The organism is Pseudomonas sessilinigenes (assembly GCF_003850565.1).
Lineage (GTDB): Bacteria > Pseudomonadota > Gammaproteobacteria > Pseudomonadales > Pseudomonadaceae > Aquipseudomonas > Aquipseudomonas sessilinigenes.
The window spans coordinates 4826304-4842496 of record NZ_CP027706.1 but is presented as its reverse complement, the minus strand read 5'-3'; the positions used below and the strand labels follow the sequence as shown (position 1 = coordinate 4842496).

17 protein-coding genes and 1 other RNA gene are annotated in these 16193 nt (G+C 59.2%); 6 read left to right on the top strand and 12 right to left on the bottom strand.

Annotated features, from left to right (window positions below; genetic code table 11):
- Nucleotides 1–73 precede the first annotated feature (73 nt).
- Together rnpB and rsmI are read right to left on the bottom strand one after the other, a co-directional pair.
- An RNA gene (gene rnpB / locus C4K39_RS22545) (RNase P RNA component class A) lies at nucleotides 74–427 on the bottom strand.
- A gap of 72 nt (nucleotides 428–499) precedes the next feature.
- Nucleotides 500–1354, bottom strand: a complete 855-nt coding sequence (rsmI, locus tag C4K39_RS22540; RefSeq protein ID WP_164487312.1) for a 16S rRNA (cytidine(1402)-2'-O)-methyltransferase — start codon at nucleotides 1352–1354, stop codon at nucleotides 500–502.
- A 230-nt stretch (nucleotides 1355–1584) separates the two neighbouring features.
- On the opposite strand from rsmI, the gene C4K39_RS22535 reads away from it, so the two are divergent.
- The 4 genes from C4K39_RS22535 (at nucleotide 1585) to C4K39_RS22520 (ending at nucleotide 5040) form a co-directional block, all read left to right on the top strand.
- Complete coding sequence (locus tag C4K39_RS22535; RefSeq protein ID WP_068578828.1) at nucleotides 1585–3396, top strand: penicillin-binding protein activator; 1812 nt, start codon at nucleotides 1585–1587, stop codon at nucleotides 3394–3396.
- Nucleotides 3396–3767 (top strand): YraN family protein, encoded by a 372-nt coding sequence (locus C4K39_RS22530; RefSeq protein ID WP_068578827.1) that lies wholly within the window; start codon nucleotides 3396–3398, stop codon nucleotides 3765–3767. The genes C4K39_RS22535 and C4K39_RS22530 overlap by 1 nt, the downstream gene beginning before the upstream one ends.
- Nucleotides 3768–3871: 104 nt before the next feature.
- Nucleotides 3872–4465, top strand: a complete 594-nt coding sequence (locus C4K39_RS22525) for a phosphoheptose isomerase (protein WP_015636934.1) — start codon at nucleotides 3872–3874, stop codon at nucleotides 4463–4465.
- Entirely contained in the window at nucleotides 4462–5040 is a 579-nt protein-coding gene (locus C4K39_RS22520; RefSeq protein ID WP_068578825.1) for a BON domain-containing protein, read from the top strand. Before C4K39_RS22525 ends, C4K39_RS22520 begins: the two co-directional genes overlap by 4 nt.
- 48 nt (nucleotides 5041–5088) lie before the next feature.
- Here C4K39_RS22520 and C4K39_RS22515 read toward each other — a convergent pair whose 3' ends face one another.
- The 7 genes from C4K39_RS22515 to rplM form a co-directional block, all read right to left on the bottom strand.
- The gene (locus tag C4K39_RS22515) at nucleotides 5089–5499 is read right to left on the bottom strand and encodes a ClpXP protease specificity-enhancing factor (protein WP_068578822.1); all 411 of its coding nucleotides are present in this window, start codon (nucleotides 5497–5499) and stop codon (nucleotides 5089–5091) included.
- Nucleotides 5500–5515: 16 nt separating this feature from the next.
- Nucleotides 5516–6133 carry a glutathione S-transferase N-terminal domain-containing protein gene (locus C4K39_RS22510; protein WP_068578820.1) on the bottom strand — a complete coding sequence of 206 codons (618 nt, stop codon included), beginning with the start codon at nucleotides 6131–6133 and terminating at the stop codon, nucleotides 5516–5518.
- Nucleotides 6134–6284: 151 nt separating this feature from the next.
- Nucleotides 6285–7067, bottom strand: coding sequence for a cytochrome c1 (locus C4K39_RS22505; protein ID WP_068578818.1), 783 nt, complete (start codon nucleotides 7065–7067; stop codon nucleotides 6285–6287).
- A complete protein-coding gene (locus C4K39_RS22500; protein ID WP_053131929.1) occupies nucleotides 7067–8278 on the bottom strand; it encodes a cytochrome b in 1212 nt (403 codons plus the stop codon). The genes C4K39_RS22505 and C4K39_RS22500 overlap by 1 nt, the downstream gene beginning before the upstream one ends.
- The gene (petA, locus tag C4K39_RS22495; protein WP_068578817.1) at nucleotides 8278–8871 is read right to left on the bottom strand and encodes a ubiquinol-cytochrome c reductase iron-sulfur subunit; all 594 of its coding nucleotides are present in this window, start codon (nucleotides 8869–8871) and stop codon (nucleotides 8278–8280) included. Before petA ends, C4K39_RS22500 begins: the two co-directional genes overlap by 1 nt.
- A 253-nt stretch (nucleotides 8872–9124) precedes the next feature.
- Nucleotides 9125–9517 (bottom strand): 30S ribosomal protein S9, encoded by a 393-nt coding sequence (gene rpsI, locus C4K39_RS22490; RefSeq protein WP_007961615.1) that lies wholly within the window; start codon nucleotides 9515–9517, stop codon nucleotides 9125–9127.
- A gap of 14 nt (nucleotides 9518–9531) precedes the next feature.
- On the bottom strand, nucleotides 9532–9960 hold the full coding sequence (rplM, locus tag C4K39_RS22485; RefSeq protein ID WP_022640822.1) for a 50S ribosomal protein L13: 429 nt from the start codon (nucleotides 9958–9960) through the stop codon (nucleotides 9532–9534).
- A 246-nt stretch (nucleotides 9961–10206) separates the two neighbouring features.
- Here rplM and C4K39_RS22480 point away from each other — a divergent pair, with 246 nt between their 5' ends.
- Entirely contained in the window at nucleotides 10207–11247 is a 1041-nt protein-coding gene (locus C4K39_RS22480) for an NADP(H)-dependent aldo-keto reductase (protein ID WP_068578815.1), read from the top strand.
- Between the two features lie 67 nt (nucleotides 11248–11314).
- On the opposite strand, the gene C4K39_RS22475 is transcribed toward C4K39_RS22480, so the two are convergent.
- Nucleotides 11315–12451 (bottom strand): acyl-CoA dehydrogenase family protein, encoded by a 1137-nt coding sequence (locus tag C4K39_RS22475; RefSeq protein WP_053131934.1) that lies wholly within the window; start codon nucleotides 12449–12451, stop codon nucleotides 11315–11317.
- Between the two features lie 243 nt (nucleotides 12452–12694).
- Here C4K39_RS22475 and C4K39_RS22470 point away from each other — a divergent pair, with 243 nt between their 5' ends.
- Nucleotides 12695–13594: a GlxA family transcriptional regulator gene (locus tag C4K39_RS22470; RefSeq protein WP_176719845.1), complete on the top strand. Its 900-nt coding sequence runs from the start codon at nucleotides 12695–12697 to the stop codon at nucleotides 13592–13594.
- Between the two features lie 47 nt (nucleotides 13595–13641).
- Here the strand turns inward: C4K39_RS22470 and zapE are convergent, their stop codons facing one another.
- Both zapE and C4K39_RS22460 read right to left on the bottom strand, forming a co-directional pair.
- Nucleotides 13642–14736 (bottom strand): cell division protein ZapE, encoded by a 1095-nt coding sequence (gene zapE / locus C4K39_RS22465; RefSeq protein ID WP_068595661.1) that lies wholly within the window; start codon nucleotides 14734–14736, stop codon nucleotides 13642–13644.
- 88 nt (nucleotides 14737–14824) lie between these two features.
- Nucleotides 14825–16180 carry a tryptophan--tRNA ligase gene (locus C4K39_RS22460; protein WP_124347448.1) on the bottom strand — a complete coding sequence of 452 codons (1356 nt, stop codon included), beginning with the start codon at nucleotides 16178–16180 and terminating at the stop codon, nucleotides 14825–14827.
- Between the last annotated feature and the right edge of the window lie 13 nt (nucleotides 16181–16193).

The following is a 16193-nucleotide window of genomic DNA, read 5'->3' as shown; positions in this document are numbered from 1 at the left end:
AATTTATTAAGAGTAAGAATTTTTCGGTATTACAGGAACGCTTCTGCTATTGAATCAAGCAGGGAAGGAAAAGGTGGAGAGTCGATCTGTAAGCCGGGTTCTGTCGAGGACAGTCATTCCTCTACGATGGCCATCACTGGACATCTTTAGCAACCTACCCGGTTCCAGCGCGGGCCACGCCTTGGAACCCTATTTGGTCTTGCTCCGAGTGGGGTTTACCTAGCCACGAACTGTTACCAGACGTGCGGTGCGCTCTTACCGCACCTTTTCACCCTTACCGGCACCGAAGTGCTTAGGCGGTTATTTTCTGTGGCACTTTCCGTAGGCTCACGCCCCCCAGGCATTACCTGGCACTCCGCCCTATGGAGCCCGGACTTTCCTCCCCCCTCTAATTTTCATAGAGGGCAGCGACTGTCCAATCGACTCTCCGCCGCGCAGGTTAACGGCAGAGCCGCCCAAGGACAAGCAATAAAAGCCTTTGGCCACTCTGCTACGCAATTTATTGCGCCTTCTGTTTCTCCAGGGCGACCTGATAGAGCACATTCTTGCGCTCGCCGGTAATTTCAGCCGCTAGCGCAGCCGCCCGCTTGAGCGGCATTTCCTTGAGCAGCAGGTCCAGGATACGCATCGTTTCGGCATTGATCGCATCCTCACCTTGCGGGGCAGTCCACCCCGCCACCAGCACTACGCACTCCCCTCGCTGCTGATTGGCGTCGGATGCCACGAACTGGCGCAGCTCGGAAAGCGGCAAGCCCTTGAGGGTCTCGAAAGTCTTGGTCAATTCACGGGCCAGCAATGCAGGCCGCTGCGCACCAAATACCGCTTCCATATCCTCCAGGCACTCAAGAATCCGATGAGGAGCCTCGTAGAAAATCAGCGTGCGAGGCTCTTCGCGAACCTGCTCCAGGCGCGCCCGGCGCCCAGCAGCCTTGGCTGGCAGAAACCCTTCGAAGATAAAACGATCGGATGGCAGCCCTGCAGCAGACAACGCCGCAATCAATGCACAGGCTCCCGGCACCGGCACCACGGTCACCCCGGCCGCTCGAGCCTGGCGCACCAGGTGATAGCCAGGATCGGAGATCAATGGCGTCCCGGCATCGGAAATGAGTGCAACATCCTCGCCCGCCAAGAGGCGCGAGATGAAGCGACTACCTTCATCTCGCTCGTTGTGCTCATGACAAGCCGCCAACGGCGTAGTGATACCGAAGTGTTGCATCAACCGTTGAGAATGCCGGGTATCTTCGGCGGCAATCAGCGATACCTCTCGCAACAACTTCAAGGCCCGGGCACTGATATCGTCCAGGTTGCCGATGGGCGTCGCCACCACATAAAGCGAGCCAGCAACGGAATTCATAGAACCTGGAACAGTCAAAGCGCACACCTCGCGGTCGGGAAAAGAATCCATTGTAGCGCGTTGAAGCCCCATCAAGCCGCTCGGCGATTACCTTGCCCCCGAATGACCCCATGCTATACAGCAACATCTGCACGCGCTAAATCGACGGTTTATCACCAGTAACATCGCGCCCCGGCCAGCGCTTGGGTACAATTCAACGTTAATTTGATCGAGTATTCAGGAACACTTACATGATCGCTTGCCTGCGGCTGTTTACTGCCCTCTGCCTGGCTACCCTTTTGGTGGCTTGCGCCAGCTCGCCCTCCTCCAGCCTTGGCGAACTTCCACGGACACCGGATGCCAGCATCGAGCAATTGCTCGAAGAGGCAGCCTCCAGCAAGAACCCGGACAAGGCTGCCCTATTGCGCCTGAGCGCCGCCGACCTGGCTTATCGCCAAGGTAATGCCGGACGCGCCGGACAGATCCTGCAACAAGTGCAACTGGACCAGCTCAAACCTGCCCAGCAGATTTTCGCCAGCACGCTGGCAGCTGAATTGGCCATGGCCCGTAACCAGCCCAAAGCTGCCCTGACCGCCTTGGGCCACCCCAGCCTGCAACACTTGAGCGAACTGCCAGCAACCCAGCAGGTGCGCACCCTCAGCATCCACGCCCGCGCCCTCGAAGCCGATGGCCAGACTCTGGCTGCCGCCAAGGAACGCGTAGCGCTTGCCCCCCTGCTTAAAGATGACGCCGCAGCGAAGAACCATGAGGCCATCTGGGCCCTGGTCGCCGCCCTGCCCACCGATCAACTGCAACCGGCCGGGAACGATGACCTCAGCGGCTGGCTGAGCCTGGCCTTGACGGTAAAGACCGCAGGCACCCTGGAACAACAGCAGACCGCCATCGATAACTGGCGAGCACAGAATCCAAAGCACCCTGCAGCCATTCAGCTACCACTCCCCCTGATCAAGCTCAAGGAGCTGGCCAGCCAGCCACTGTCGAAAATTGCCTTGCTGCTACCCCAGGATGGCCCGCTGGCCTCGTACTCCAAGGCCCTGCGCGAAGGCTTCATGGCTGCCCACTATCGCGCCCAGCAAGCTGGCCAGAAACCACCAAGCATCGAGTTCTATGACAGCTCGCGCATCAGCTCGCTGGACGAGTTCTATCGCAAGGCCCAGGCAGATGGCGTGCAATTGGTAGTAGGCCCGCTGGAAAAACCACTGGTCAAACAGCTGGCCGCACGCCCACAACTGCCAATCACCACCCTGGCCCTGAACTACGGCGAGGGCGAGCAAGGCCCTGCGCAACTGTTCCAGTTCGGGCTGGCGGCAGAAGATGAGGCCCGCGAAGCCTCTCGTCGCGCCCGGGCCGATGGCCTGCATCGTGCGGCGGTCCTGGTGCCGAAAGGCGAGTGGGGAGATCGTGTACTCAAGGCCTTCCGCCAGGACTGGGAAGCAAATGGCGGCAGCGTGATCGGTATCGAACGCGTCGACCAACCCGTCGCACTGGCCCAGCAGATCGCCAACCTGTTCCAGCTACGCCAGAGCGAAGGTCGGGCCAAGAGCCTGCAGAGCACCGTAGGCAGCCAAGTGGCCGCCCAGCCATCGCGCCGCCAGGACATCGAGTTCATTTTCCTCGCCTCCACTCCACAGCAGGCACAACAGATCAAACCGACACTGAACTTCCAGTACGCCGGCGATGTACCTGTCTACGCCACCTCCACCGTATTCAGCGCCAGCGGCGACCAGAACCAGTACAACGACATGAACGGCATCATGTTTTGCGAAACGCCATGGTTGCTGGATGCCAACGGCCCACTGCGCCGTCAAGTCACAGCCCAATGGCCCCAGGCAGGAGGCAGCCTCGGCCGCCTGTACGCCATGGGCGCCGACGCCTACAGCCTGGCCCCACGCCTGGGCCAGCTCAAGGCATTGCCCGACAGCCGGATCGAAGGCGAATCCGGAAGCCTGGGCATAGCCGCCGGCCAACGAATCGAACGCCAGCTGCCCTGGGCCAAGTTCATCAACGGTCAGGTCACCCGCCTGCCCGATACGTTGCGCTAATGCTCCAAAGATCACGCCAACAACGCGGACGAGATGCCGAAGGCCTTGCGCTCAGGCATCTCCAACAGCAAGGGCTGCGCCTGCTGGCACAGAACTGGCTATGCAAGCGCGGCGAGCTTGATCTGGTCATGCTTGACGGCGATACAGTAGTATTCGTCGAAGTCCGCTACAGACAACACACACAATGGGGTGGCGCCCTGGGCAGCATCGATGGGCACAAGCGCCAGAAACTGATCCTAGCCGCGCAGCTTTTCCTGCAGAGCGAATCACGCTGGTCCAATCACCCCTGTCGTTTCGATGTAGTCGCCATTGACGGCACCCCGGATTCAAACGCCCAACTGAACTGGCTACGCAATGCCTTTGACGGCTGATAGACATCACAGGGCCGCGCCTACCTTCACCCAATTTCTTTGCTCTTTGCTTTGCGGGCTGCACATTCACGTGCCACCAAGCCGCGCTACTTAAGGTCACACAGATGGACATGCAATCCCGAATTCGCCAGCTTTTCCAGGCCAGCATCGACACCAAGCAACAGGCGATGGACGTACTTGCACCGCACATCGAGCAAGCCAGCCAAGTAATGGTCAACGCCCTGCTCAATGAAGGGAAGATGCTCTCCTGTGGCAACGGCGGCTCAGCTGGCGACGCCCAGCACTTTTCTTCCGAACTGCTCAACCGCTTCGAACGTGAACGCCCCAGCTTGCCGGCCATCGCCCTGACCACCGACAGCTCGACCATCACCTCGATTGCCAACGACTACAGCTACAACGAAGTCTTCTCCAAGCAGATCCGCGCCCTGGGCCAACCCGGCGACGTACTGCTGGCCATCTCTACCAGCGGCAACTCTGCAAACATTATTCAGGCCATCCAGGCCGCACATGATCGTGAAATGATTGTCGTAGCATTGACCGGCCGTGACGGTGGTGGCATGGCATCGCTGCTGCTACCGGAAGATGTCGAGATTCGCGTACCGGCCACCGTTACCGCACGTATCCAAGAAGTCCACCTGCTGGCGATCCATTGCCTCTGCGATCTGATCGACAGCCAATTGTTCGGGAGTGAAGAATGACCCCTAATCGCCTTGGCCTCCTGGCCTTGACCCTGTGCCTGAGCATCACTGGTTGCAGCTCGGTGATTACCGCCACCCGCGACAAACCCATCGATGACGATCGCGGCACTCGCACCTTTGGCAGCAAGATCGATGATTCCCTGATCGAAACCAAAGTTGCGGTCAATGTCGCCAAAGCCAGCCCGGACCTGGAAAACAACTCGCATATCGTCGTGACCAGCTTCAACGGCATCGTGCTACTGGCAGGCCAGACACCCCGCCAGGACCTCAAGGCCACGGCCGAGCAAGCCGCCAGCGAAGTACAGCGAGTCAAGAAAGTACACAATGAACTTCAGGTACTGCCGCCCTCCGGGTTCCTTGCACGGCAGAACGACAGCTGGCTGACCACCAAGATCAAGACCCAGATGCTGACCGATGCCAGCGTTCCAGCTTCACGCATCAAGGTGGTGACCGAAAACGGCATCGTCTACATGCTTGGATTGCTGACCAAGCAGGAAGCCGCCCAGGCGACAAACCTGGTACAGGGCGTCTCTGGCGTCCAAAAGATCGTCAAGCTGTTCGAATACATCGACTGAGATTCCAGCAGGCGTAAAAAAGGCGATCCAACCGGATCGCCTTTTTTATTACTTGACCACTTTCAGGCTTGGCCTGCCACTCGGGCGCGGAGGCTCATCATCTGGCGGCAGGTCATCATCCGGCTCAAGATCGGCCCCATCATCAAGGGGAGACTCCAGATCAAAGACCATGCCCTGGCCATTTTCACGGGCATAGATCCCAAGAATCGCACCAACGGGTACATGCAGGCTATGAGGCACGCCACCAAAGCGCCCCTCGAAGGTCACCACATCGTTATCCATGTGCAAATGACGCACGGCACTGGGGGAGATATTCAGGACGATCTGCCCATCACTGGCAAAGCCCTGGGGCACCTGCACCGCCGGGTAATCAGAGTTGACCAGCATGTGCGGGGTGCAGTCGTTGTCCACAATCCACTCATAAAGCGCGCGGACCAGATAAGGTCGACTGGAGTTCATAGCGGCTCCTTAAGCCTCAGCGCATATCACGTTCGACACCAGACAGACTTGCCTGGAAAGCCTCACGCGCAAATTGGCGTTCCATGTAATCAAGCAGCGGCTTGGCCTGCCGCGGCAGTTCGATACCCAAGACTGGCAATCTCCAGAGTATGGGCAGTAGGCAGCAGTCCACCAGGCTTTGTTCCTCACTGAGGAAAAATGGCTTATCGGCAAACAGCGGGGAAACACCCGTCAGGCTTTCTCGCAACTCCTTGCGAGCCTGGACCCGCGCCGCCTCCTTGGTTCGCGGATCAAGAATCAGATCCACGTGCCCGCACCAATCTCGCTGGATACGGTGCATCAGCAGCCGGCTATTGGCTCGAGCCACAGGATAGACCGGCAACAATGGAGGATGCGGATAACGCTCATCCAGATACTCCATCACCACCGTCGACTCCCACAACGCCAAGTCACGATCAACCAGCGTAGGCAAGCTCCCGTAGGGATTCACTTCGATCAGTTTCGGCAGCTGACGCCCCGCCTCCACACTGATGATCTCGGCGCTGACACCCTTCTCCGCAAGCACGATGCGCACCCGGTGGGAATAGTGGTCGGCGGGGTCGGAGTAACAGGCCAACCGATTGGTCACGCCCATGGCGATCCTCCTCGCGTGTTGAATTTATCGAAAGCAGAAAAACGAGCGCGCCCTCAGGACGCCTCTGGTAACCCCCGGATGATACAGGGTTGTTACAGTTTCAGAGACGCCCTTGGGCGCGCAGGCTCAACAACTGATGCTTAGAACGCTATCAATGCACATCCTTCCAGTATTCGCGCTTGAGCAGGTAGGCGAATACGAAGAAGAAGGCCAGGTACAGCAGCACGTAGGTGCCGATACGCTGGTGCTGCAGCTTGACCGGGTTAGCCGAGTAGGCCAGGAAGGTCACCAGGTTCTTAACCTTCTCGTCGAACTGCGCCTCATTGAGGGTACCGGTGTTTTCCTTGACGGTCAGCTGATCACAAGCTTCGTGAGTCAGCGGAGTGCCGGTCAGCGGGTCATATTGCTTCTTGCCGTCTTCGACAATCTGCACCTGCTTGCAACCGACCACCTGGCGTCCTTGCAGGCCAACCAGGACGTTAGGCATACCTACGTTCGGGAACACCTTGTTGTTCACACCCCAAGGACGTGCCGGATCCTCGTAGAAGGACTTCAGGTAGCCATACAGCCAATCGGTACCACGAACGCGAGCCACCAGGGTCAGGTCGGGCGGAGCAGCACCGAACCAGGTCTTGGCATCCGCCGGCTGCATGCCGATGTTCATGTGGTCGCCGATCTTCGCACCGGTAAAGACCAGCTTGCTCATCATCAGGTCGTGCGGAATGCCCAGGTCGTCGGCCACTCGCTCGTAACGCTGGAACTTGGCGCTGTGGCAACCCATGCAATAGTTGGCAAAGGTACGAGCGCCATCCTGCATGGCCGCCTTGTCGCTCAGGTCGATGTCGACCTTTTCCAACTCGGGACCGCCGTGTTCGGCAGCGAAAGACAATACAGGCATAGCAACAAGAATCAGTGCAGCAAATAACTTTTTCATCAGCCAGTCACCCTTTCCGGAACCGGTTTGGTCTTCTCGAGCCTGGTGTAGAACGGCATCAGAATGAAGTAGGCGAAGTACAGGAAGGTACATACCTGCGACAGCAACGTACGGCCTGGAGTTGGCGCCAGTACGCCCAGCACGCCCAGGATCACGAACGAGATGCAGAACACCAGCAGCCAGATCTTGCTGAGCCAGCCTTTGTAGCGCATGGACTTGACTGGACTGCGGTCAAGCCAGGGCAATACGAACAGCACGGCAATCGCAGCACCCATGGCAATAACACCCATGAGCTTGTCCGGCACCGCACGCAGAATCGCGTAGAACGGAGTGAAGTACCAAACCGGGGCAATATGCTCAGGCGTCTTGAATGGGTTGGCTTGTTCGAAGTTCGGCTTCTCGAGGAAATACCCACCCATCTCCGGGAAGAAGAACACGATCGAGCAGAAGATGAACAGGAACACCACTACGCCAACGATATCTTTCACGGTGTAGTAAGGATGGAACGCAATGCCATCCAGCGGCACGCCGTTTTCGTCCTTGTGCTTCTTGATATCGACGCCATCCGGGTTGTTCGAACCCACTTCGTGCAGTGCCAGGATATGCAGCACTACCAGGCCCAGGATCACGATAGGCAGGGCCACGACGTGCAGGGCGAAGAAGCGGTTGAGGGTAATACCGGAGATCAGGTAGTCACCACGAATCCACTGGGTCAGGTCGTCACCGATAACCGGGATCGCACCGAACAGCGAGATGATCACCTGGGCGCCCCAGTAGGACATTTGCCCCCAAGGCAGCAGGTAGCCCATGAAGGCCTCGGCCATCAGCGCCAGGTAGATCAGCATGCCGAACAGCCAGACCAGCTCGCGCGGCTTCTGATAGGAACCGTAGAGCAGGCCACGGAACATATGCAGGTAGACCACGATGAAGAACGCCGAGGCGCCAGTGGAGTGCAGCAGACGCAGGATCGCGCCGTACTCGACGTCGCGCATGATGTATTCGACGGAAGCAAAGGCTTCTTCTGCCGAAGGGGTGTAGCTCATGGTCAGCCAGACACCGGTAACGATCTGGTTGACCAGAACCAGCAGTGCCAGGGAACCAAAGAAATAGAAGAAGTTGAAGTTCTTCGGAGCGTAATACTTGCTCAGATGGTCTTCCCACATCTTGGTGGCGGGGAAGCGTGCATCTACCCAATCCATGAACTTGCTCATCACGCTTTCTCCGTGTCGACGCCAATGACGATGACGTCATCCGACTCATAGGAATGCGGGGGTACTGGCAGGTTCAACGGCGCAGGCTGCGACTTGTAGACACGACCGGCCAGATCGTAGTGGGAGCCGTGGCAAGGGCAGAAATAGCCACCTACCCAGTCCTTGCCCAGATCCGCGGGCGCCACTTCAGGACGGAAGGTTGGAGAACAGCCCAAGTGGGTGCAGATACCGATCAGCAGAAGAATCTCTGGCTTGATCGAACGCACTTCCGGGTCGACGTAGGTTGGTTGTACCGAGTTCTTGGAGTTAGGGTCAGACAACTGGCCCTCGATCTTTTTAAGATTCCCCAGGATTTCCTCTGTACGGCGGACGATGAACACTGGCTGACCACGCCACTCAGCAACCATCTGCTGACCTGGATCGATCTTGCTGATATTCACCTTCACCGGTGCACCTGCGGCTTTCGCCTTGGCACTGGGAAACCATGACCCCACGAACGGGACCGCAGCCCCCACCGCTCCGGCAGCACCCACCACGGATGTGGCTGCTACCAAGAAGCGACGCCGGCCTGCATTCACGCCGTCATTGCTCATTCAGTCCTCTCCCATCAGCTTTGTGGCCTGTTAAATCAGGCATCTACTAAGTAACAATCTGAACTTATAAAAATTTTGCCGAATGGTAATGAAAAGCCCCTATTCTGACAAGGTAATTACCAAGCCGGCCCTGCGCCAGGCCTTGTAGTATAGGGCCTCCACGGATGTGGCAAGTTGTCACACGGCAAATTTCAGGCAATAAAAAACGCCCAGCTCCGCGAGGAGACTGGGCGTTTTTGAACGCAGTAGCGAATTAACGCTTGGAGTATTGCGGACGCTTACGCGCTTTACGCAGACCCACTTTCTTACGCTCAACTTCACGTGCGTCACGGGTTACGAAACCAGCTTTACGCAGGGCGCTGCGCAGAGTCTCGTCGTAATCCATCAGGGCGCGAGTGATGCCGTGGCGGATTGCGCCAGCCTGGCCACTTACACCACCGCCGATAACGGTAACGTAGATATCGAACTTCTCAACGGTCTCGGTCAGTTCCAGCGGCTGACGAACTACCATGCGGGCAGTTTCGCGACCGAAGAAGCTATCCAGGGAACGGTTGTTGATGGAGATGTTGCCAGTGCCCGGACGCAGGAACACGCGTGCGGTTGCAGTCTTGCGACGGCCAGTGCCGTAATTTTGAGTCGCCGACATAATGAACTATTCCGTTAAATCTTCAGTTCTTGGGGCTGCTGAGCAGTATGAGGGTGAGCAGCGCCCGCATACACTTTCAGCTTACGGTACATGTCGCGACCCAGCGGGTTCTTAGGCAGCATGCCTTTTACCGCGGTCTCGATCACGCGCTCAGGGGCTTTAGCGATCAGCTTCTCGAAGTTGATCGACTTAATGCCGCCCGGGAAACCGGAGTGGGAGTAGTACATTTTGTCAGTGGTTTTAGCACCAGTAACACGTACCTGCTCGGCATTGATCACGACGATGTAGTCGCCAGTGTCAACGTGAGGAGTGTACTCAGGCTTGTGCTTGCCACGCAGACGGCTCGCGATTTCGGTAGCCAGACGACCCAGGGTCTGGCCAGCGGCGTCGATGACGAACCAATCGCGCTTTACTGTTTCCGGTTTAGCAGTAAAAGTTTTCATTCTTTATAGCCTCAGGGGCCGCCCAGCAAAATAGACGGCGGATCTTACTGAATAGTGCTTACTTTGACAAGGTCAAAGGCAGCCGAATACAGACGCTTTCGGGGGCTCGGGTCAGCGCGTCTGACATGCGGCAAGAATCTTCGGCAGGCGGGGCATCACTTCCACCGCAGAAAGAGCTGCAGAATTATCCAGATTGCGAAACAAAATTCAACCTGCTTTTATGATTGTTTTGCCGAGGAAGTACCCATGGACTACCGCCAACTGGGCCGGACCGACCTGAAAGTGAGCACCATCTGCCTGGGCACCATGACCTGGGGCGAACAGAACAGCGAGGCCGAAGCCTTCGCCCAGATCGAGCGAGCCAAGCAGGCCGGGATCAACTTCATCGATACCGCCGAGATGTATCCGGTGCCACCCAAGGCCGAGACCTACGCCACCACCGAACGCTACATCGGCAACTGGTTCAAGCAACGCGGCGACCGCGCCGACTGGATCCTGGCCAGCAAGATCGCAGGCCCGGGCAACACCATCGACTACATCCGCGACAAGCACCTCAAGCACAACCGCAAGCATATCGTCGAAGCCGTGGATGCCAGCCTCAAGCGCCTGCAAACCGACTGGATCGACCTCTACCAGTTGCACTGGCCGGAACGCAGCACCAACTTCTTCGGCCAGCTCGGCTACCAGCACAAGGCCGACGAAGACTTCACCCCGCTGGAGGAAACCCTCGAGGCGCTGGACGAGCAGGTCAGGGCCGGGAAGATCCGCCACATCGGCCTGTCCAACGAAACCCCATGGGGCACCATGAAGTTCCTGGCCCTGGCCGAAAGCCGTGGCTGGCCGCGGGCGGTATCGATCCAGAACCCCTACAACCTGCTCAACCGCAGCTTTGAGGTGGGCCTGGCGGAAATTGCCATCCGCGAACAATGCGGCTTGCTCGCCTACTCGCCCCTGGCCTTCGGCTTCCTGTCCGGCAAATACGAAGGCGGCGCCCGCCCCGCCAAGGCACGCCTGAGTCTCTACAGCCGTTTCAGCCGCTATTTCAATCCCCAGTCGGAAGCCGCCTGCAGCCGTTACGTGGCGTTGGCTCGCGAGCATGGCCTGGACCCGGCACAAATGGCCCTGGCCTTCGTGACCCAGCAACCTTTCGTAACCAGCAACATCATCGGCGCCACCACCCTGGAACAACTGGACAGCAACATCGCCAGCGCCGAACTGAAGTTATCGGAAGAAGTCCTGGCCGGGATCGAAGCCATCCACAAGGACCAGCCCAACCCCGCCCCGTAAGCCACGCCTTGCGCCACTGGCCGGCCAACAGGCAACCACCTGTTCGCCGGCAGCGCTCGCGCCCTCCTTATAAAGAACGAGCGATGATTTCCTTCATGATCTCGTTGGTCCCGGCGTAGATCCGCTGCACCCGGGAGTCGGCCCACGCCCGGGCAATCGGGTACTCCCACATGAAGCCGTAGCCGCCATGCAGCTGCACGCACTCATCCAGGACCTTGCACTGCAGGTCGGTTCCCCAGTACTTGGCCATGGCCGCCGTCGGTACGTCGAGCTTGCCCTTCAGGTGCAGCTCCAGGCAGCGATCGACGAACACCCGGCCAATCTGGATTTCCGTGGCCATCTCCGCCAGCTTGAACCGGCTGTTCTGGAAGTCGGCGATCGCCTTGCCGAAGGCTTTGCGCTCGCGGGTGTAGTCCAGGGTCCATTTCAACGCCGCCTCGGCGCTGGCCAGGCCACCGATGGCCACGCTCAAACGTTCCTGGGGCAGTTCCTGCATCAGGTAGACGAAGCCCATCCCGGCCTGGCCCAGGAGGTTCTCCTTGGGTACCCGCACGTCCTGGAAGAACAGCTCCGAGGTGTCCTGGGCCTTCATCCCGACCTTTTCCAGGCGCTTACCCTTGGTGAACCCTGGCGAATCGGCCTCCACCAGGAACAGGCTGGTGCCCTTGGCCCCGGCCTTGGGATCGGTCTTGGCCACCACGATGACCAGCTCCGCCAGGTAGCCATTAGTGATGAAGGTCTTGGAACCGTTGAGCACATACTCATCGCCGTCGAGCACTGCCGTGGTCTTCACGCCCTGCAAGTCGGACCCGGTTCCGGGCTCGGTCATGGCGATCGCCGTGACCAGCTCGCCCGAGACCATCCGCGGCAGGTATTTCTGCTTCAGCGCCTCACTGCCGTAATGCAGCAGGTACGGCGCGACGATGTCCGAATGCAAGGAGAAGCCGATACCGCTCAGGCCCAGGCGGCTGACCTCCTCGATCACCACCGTGCTATACAGGAAATCCGCCCCCAGCCCGCCGTATTCCTCGGGAATGTGTGAACACAGCATCCCCGCCTCGCCCGCCTTGCTCCACAACTTGCGGTCGATGTAGCCCTGCTTTTCCCATTCGCCATGGAAAGGCACCGCTTCTTTTTCAAGGAAGGTACGCACACTGTCACGGAAGAGTTCGTGTTCGGAACTGAACAAGGTTCTGGGAATCATGCAGCCACCTGTGATTGTCATTGATCGGGTCTGGCTGCCAGAGCCTAAGCCCAGCCACAGGCACGGGACACTGGACACATCCGACAAAAAATAAGACGATCCAGCCGTCTGGTGACCACTTTCCCCTATAAGAACAATCGAATTATGTCTAACCAAACTTCCACGCCCTTGCGGCGCGTCAGCATCCTGGCTATCGACCGGGTTTTCGCTTCCACCCTCATGCAAGCCAAGGATTTCTTCCACCTGGCCAGCCTGCGCTACGGCAAGCAGCTGGGTCATGGCCTGACGCCGGCCTTCGAGACTCGCCTGGTCAGCCCCGACGGCCAGCCGGTCTGCAGCTTCAGCAACGTGATCATGCCAGTGGATGGCCCACTGGAAGATAGCGACGTGATCATCCTCCCCGCCTTCTGGGACGACTTCGACTCACTGTGCCAACGTTATCCACAGATCCTGCCCTGGCTACGCGCCCAACACGCCCGTGGCGCCGTACTTTGCGGCGAAGCCACCGGGGTCTTCTGGCTGGCCGAGGCCGGGCTGCTCGATGGCAAGGAGGCCACCACCTACTGGCGCTTCTTCAGCACCTTCAGCGAGCGCTTTCCCAAGGTCCAGCTCAACCAGGACAAGCACCTGACCGATGCCGACAACCTCTATTGTGCCGGCGGCACGACCTCGGCCTGCGACCTCTATATCTACCTGATCGAGCGCTTCTGCGGCGCCAGCGTGGCCCAGGCCGTGGCCCGGGACATCCTCTATGAGGTCCAGCGCAGCTACGCCCCGGGACGCATCGGCTTCGGTGGCCAGAAGCTGCATCAGGACGTGATCATCCTGCAGATCCAGCACTGGCTCGAAGAACACTTCGCCGACAAGTTCCGCTTCGAGGACGTAGCGCGCGAGCACGGCATGAGCATTCGCAACTTCATGCGGCGCTTCCAGACCGCCACCGGCGACAAGCCCCTGCACTACCTGCAGCGCCTGCGGATCGAAACCGCCAAAGGCCTGCTGTCAGGAACACGCAAGAGCATCAAGACCATCAGCTACGAAGTCGGCTACGACGATGCCAGCTTCTTCGCCCGGCTGTTCCGCCAGCACACCGAGCTTTCACCCAACCAGTACCGCCAGCAGTTCCAGCAACTGGCGGCATGAAAAAAAAGGGGCCTGCATAGCAGGCCCCTTTTTCCATCGAGTCGCGATTACGGCTTGTGCGCCCGCGAGAGGAACTCGTGGGATTGCATCTCCAGCAAACGACTGAGGGTCCGCTGGAACTCGAACGTCAGCCGGCCACCGGTGTAGAGATCCTTGAGCTCCACTTCGGCGGAGATGATCAGCTTGACGTTACGGTCATAGAACTCGTCGACCATATTGATGAAGCGCCGGGCGATGTCATCGGTAGCAACGCCCATCTGCTCCACACCGCTGAGCAGCACCGCGTGAAAGATCTTGCCCAGCTCGATGTAGTCGTTCTGGCTACGCGGGCCGTCGCACAGCTCGCGGAAGTCGAACCAGGCCACATCGTCACAGGTGCGCAGTGCGCGGATCTCGCGGTTCTCGACGATCAGTACGTCGTTTTCCACGGCCTGGGTGCACTCCGGCGTCAGCGCCCGGAAGCTCTTGCGCAAGCTTTCGTGGGCTGCCTCATTCAATGGATAGTGGAACAACTCGGCCTGCTCCAGGTGACGCAAGCGATAGTCGACACCACTGTCGACGTTGACGATTTCGGTGTTCTGCTTGATCAGGGCAATGGCCGGCAGGAAACGGGCGCGTTGCAGACCGTCCTTGTACAGGCCGTCCGGCACGATGTTCGAGGTGGCGACCAGGGTCACGCCGTTCTTGAACAGCTCTTCCATCAGCGTGCCGAGAATCATCGCGTCGGTAATGTCGGACACGAAGAATTCATCGAAGCAGATCACCCGCGCCTCTTGCGAGAAACGCTTGGCGATAATGGTCAGCGGGTTCTTCTCGCCACCCAGGGTCTTCATTTCCTCGTGGACGCGCTTCATGAAGCGGTGGAAGTGCGTACGAACCTTTTCCTTGAATGGCAAGGCCTCGAAGAACGTATCGACCAGGTAGGTCTTGCCACGCCCCACGCCGCCCCAGAAGTACAACCCCTTGACCGGCCCCAGGTCCTTCTTGCCAAAGAGCTTGCCGAGCAGGCCCGGCTTGTTGTGCTCGGCCGCGATCAGATCGTCATACAGGCGCTGCAGATGACGCACAGCGGTTTCCTGTGCAGCGTCATGGAAGAAATCCGGGCGTTTCAGATCTGCTTGGTATCGTTCTAGGGGCGTCATAATTCGTTAGCAAGGCAACAAAAACGGGCCGTCACTTTAGCGACGGCCCCGGGGAATGGCAATCAGCCCTTGGTCGGGAAGATTCCGCTCAGTCCTGGGCTGGAGCCAGGGCAATCCGTACTTCTGCGATGGCCGCATCGCGGGCAGCAGCATCGGCAAAGGTCGGGCTGTCAGCCACACAGGCACCGTCCAGCCAGATACCGAAGCCATTGGCCTCGGTACGCAGGTCCAATTCCTGACCCGACTGCAACTGCTTGCTCGCGGCACCGGCGGCCTTGCCATCGGCAAAGTTGCGCGACAGCAGCAGTTGCTCGCCATCGGCGGACAGCAGGCGGAAACGGAAGCTGCCATCGTCCTCGCGGAAGCTGACGACACGCGCAGCCTTGGCCGCCTTCTTCTTGGTGGTGGCCGCCACCTGAACCTGGTTTTCGAAGGAGCGCAGGCCTACCGCTTCGCGCAGCTCGGCCAGGAACGGCGTCGCCACGCCACGGGCCTTGGCCGCGCCAGCCAGGAGGATGTCCTCCAGATCCGCCGGGCGCGCGATCAACTGGTGATAACGCTCGCGAGCCTCGCCCAACTCACCATCCAGCAACTGGAACAGGCGACTCTTGGCTTCGCCCCAGCCCAGGCCCTGCAGCAGTTCGCTACGGAATTCGGCGGCCTGCTCGGCAGTGGAGAATGCCTGGAACAGGGTGAACAGGTGGGAGTTGTCCGGATCCTTGGCTTCGCCTGGCGCCTTGGAGTCGGTGACGATCCGCGAGATCGCATCCTTCATGTCCTTGGCACTGGTGAACAGCGGGATGGTGTTGTCGTAGCTCTTGGACATCTTGCGACCGTCCAGGCCTGGCAAGGTGGCAACGCTTTCCTCGATCAGCGCTTCGGGCATGGCGAAGAACTCCTTGCCCTGGCCGAACAGGTGGTTGAAACGCTGGCCGATGTCCCGGGCCATCTCCACGTGCTGGATCTGGTCACGCCCCACCGGCACTTTATGCGCGTTGAACATCAGGATGTCCGCGGCCATCAGCACCGGATAGCTGTACAGGCCCATGGTGACGCCGGCATCCGGGTCTTCGCCGGCCTCGACGTTCTTGTCCACCGAAGCCTTGTAGGCATGGGCACGGTTGAGCAGGCCCTTGGCGGCGACGCAGGTCAAGAGCCAGGTCAGTTGCGGGATTTCCGGGATATCGGACTGGCGATAGAAGGTCACGCGGTCCACATCCAGGCCACCAGCCAGCCAGGTAGCGGCGATCTCCAGGCGCGAGCGCTGGATACGCAGCGGATCATCACACTTGATCAGGGCGTGATAGTCGGCCAGGAAGTAGAAGGAATCGGCATTGCTGTCGCGGCTGGCGAGGATCGCCGGGCGAATCGCCCCGGCATAGTTGCCCAGGTGCGGCGTGCCGGTGGTAGTAATGCCGGTGAGGATACGCGTACGAGTAGTCATGGGTAATCGCTTA

Bases quoted from the DNA above. Each gene is read 5' to 3' on its own strand.
- C4K39_RS22500 (WP_053131929.1), bottom strand. From the start codon at position 8,278: ATGAGCAAGTTCATGGATTGGGTAGATGCACGCTTCCCCGCCACCAAG.
- C4K39_RS22480 (WP_068578815.1), top strand. From the start codon at position 10,207: ATGGACTACCGCCAACTGGGCCGGACCGACCTGAAAGTGAGCACCATC.
- C4K39_RS22535 (WP_068578828.1), top strand. From the start codon at position 1,585: ATGATCGCTTGCCTGCGGCTGTTTACTGCCCTCTGCCTGGCTACCCTT.
- C4K39_RS22475 (WP_053131934.1), bottom strand. From the start codon at position 12,451: ATGATTCCCAGAACCTTGTTCAGTTCCGAACACGAACTCTTCCGTGAC.
- C4K39_RS22515 (WP_068578822.1), bottom strand. From the start codon at position 5,499: ATGAACTCCAGTCGACCTTATCTGGTCCGCGCGCTTTATGAGTGGATT.
- C4K39_RS22530 (WP_068578827.1), top strand. From the start codon at position 3,396: ATGCTCCAAAGATCACGCCAACAACGCGGACGAGATGCCGAAGGCCTT.
- rpsI (WP_007961615.1), bottom strand. From the start codon at position 9,517: ATGTCGGCGACTCAAAATTACGGCACTGGCCGTCGCAAGACTGCAACC.
- C4K39_RS22505 (WP_068578818.1), bottom strand. From the start codon at position 7,067: ATGAAAAAGTTATTTGCTGCACTGATTCTTGTTGCTATGCCTGTATTG.
- zapE (WP_068595661.1), bottom strand. From the start codon at position 14,736: ATGACGCCCCTAGAACGATACCAAGCAGATCTGAAACGCCCGGATTTC.
- C4K39_RS22520 (WP_068578825.1), top strand. From the start codon at position 4,462: ATGACCCCTAATCGCCTTGGCCTCCTGGCCTTGACCCTGTGCCTGAGC.
- rplM (WP_022640822.1), bottom strand. From the start codon at position 9,960: ATGAAAACTTTTACTGCTAAACCGGAAACAGTAAAGCGCGATTGGTTC.
- rsmI (WP_164487312.1), bottom strand. From the start codon at position 1,354: ATGAATTCCGTTGCTGGCTCGCTTTATGTGGTGGCGACGCCCATCGGC.
- C4K39_RS22525 (WP_015636934.1), top strand. From the start codon at position 3,872: ATGGACATGCAATCCCGAATTCGCCAGCTTTTCCAGGCCAGCATCGAC.
- petA (WP_068578817.1), bottom strand. From the start codon at position 8,871: ATGAGCAATGACGGCGTGAATGCAGGCCGGCGTCGCTTCTTGGTAGCA.
- C4K39_RS22510 (WP_068578820.1), bottom strand. From the start codon at position 6,133: ATGGGCGTGACCAATCGGTTGGCCTGTTACTCCGACCCCGCCGACCAC.
- C4K39_RS22460 (WP_124347448.1), bottom strand. From the start codon at position 16,180: ATGACTACTCGTACGCGTATCCTCACCGGCATTACTACCACCGGCACG.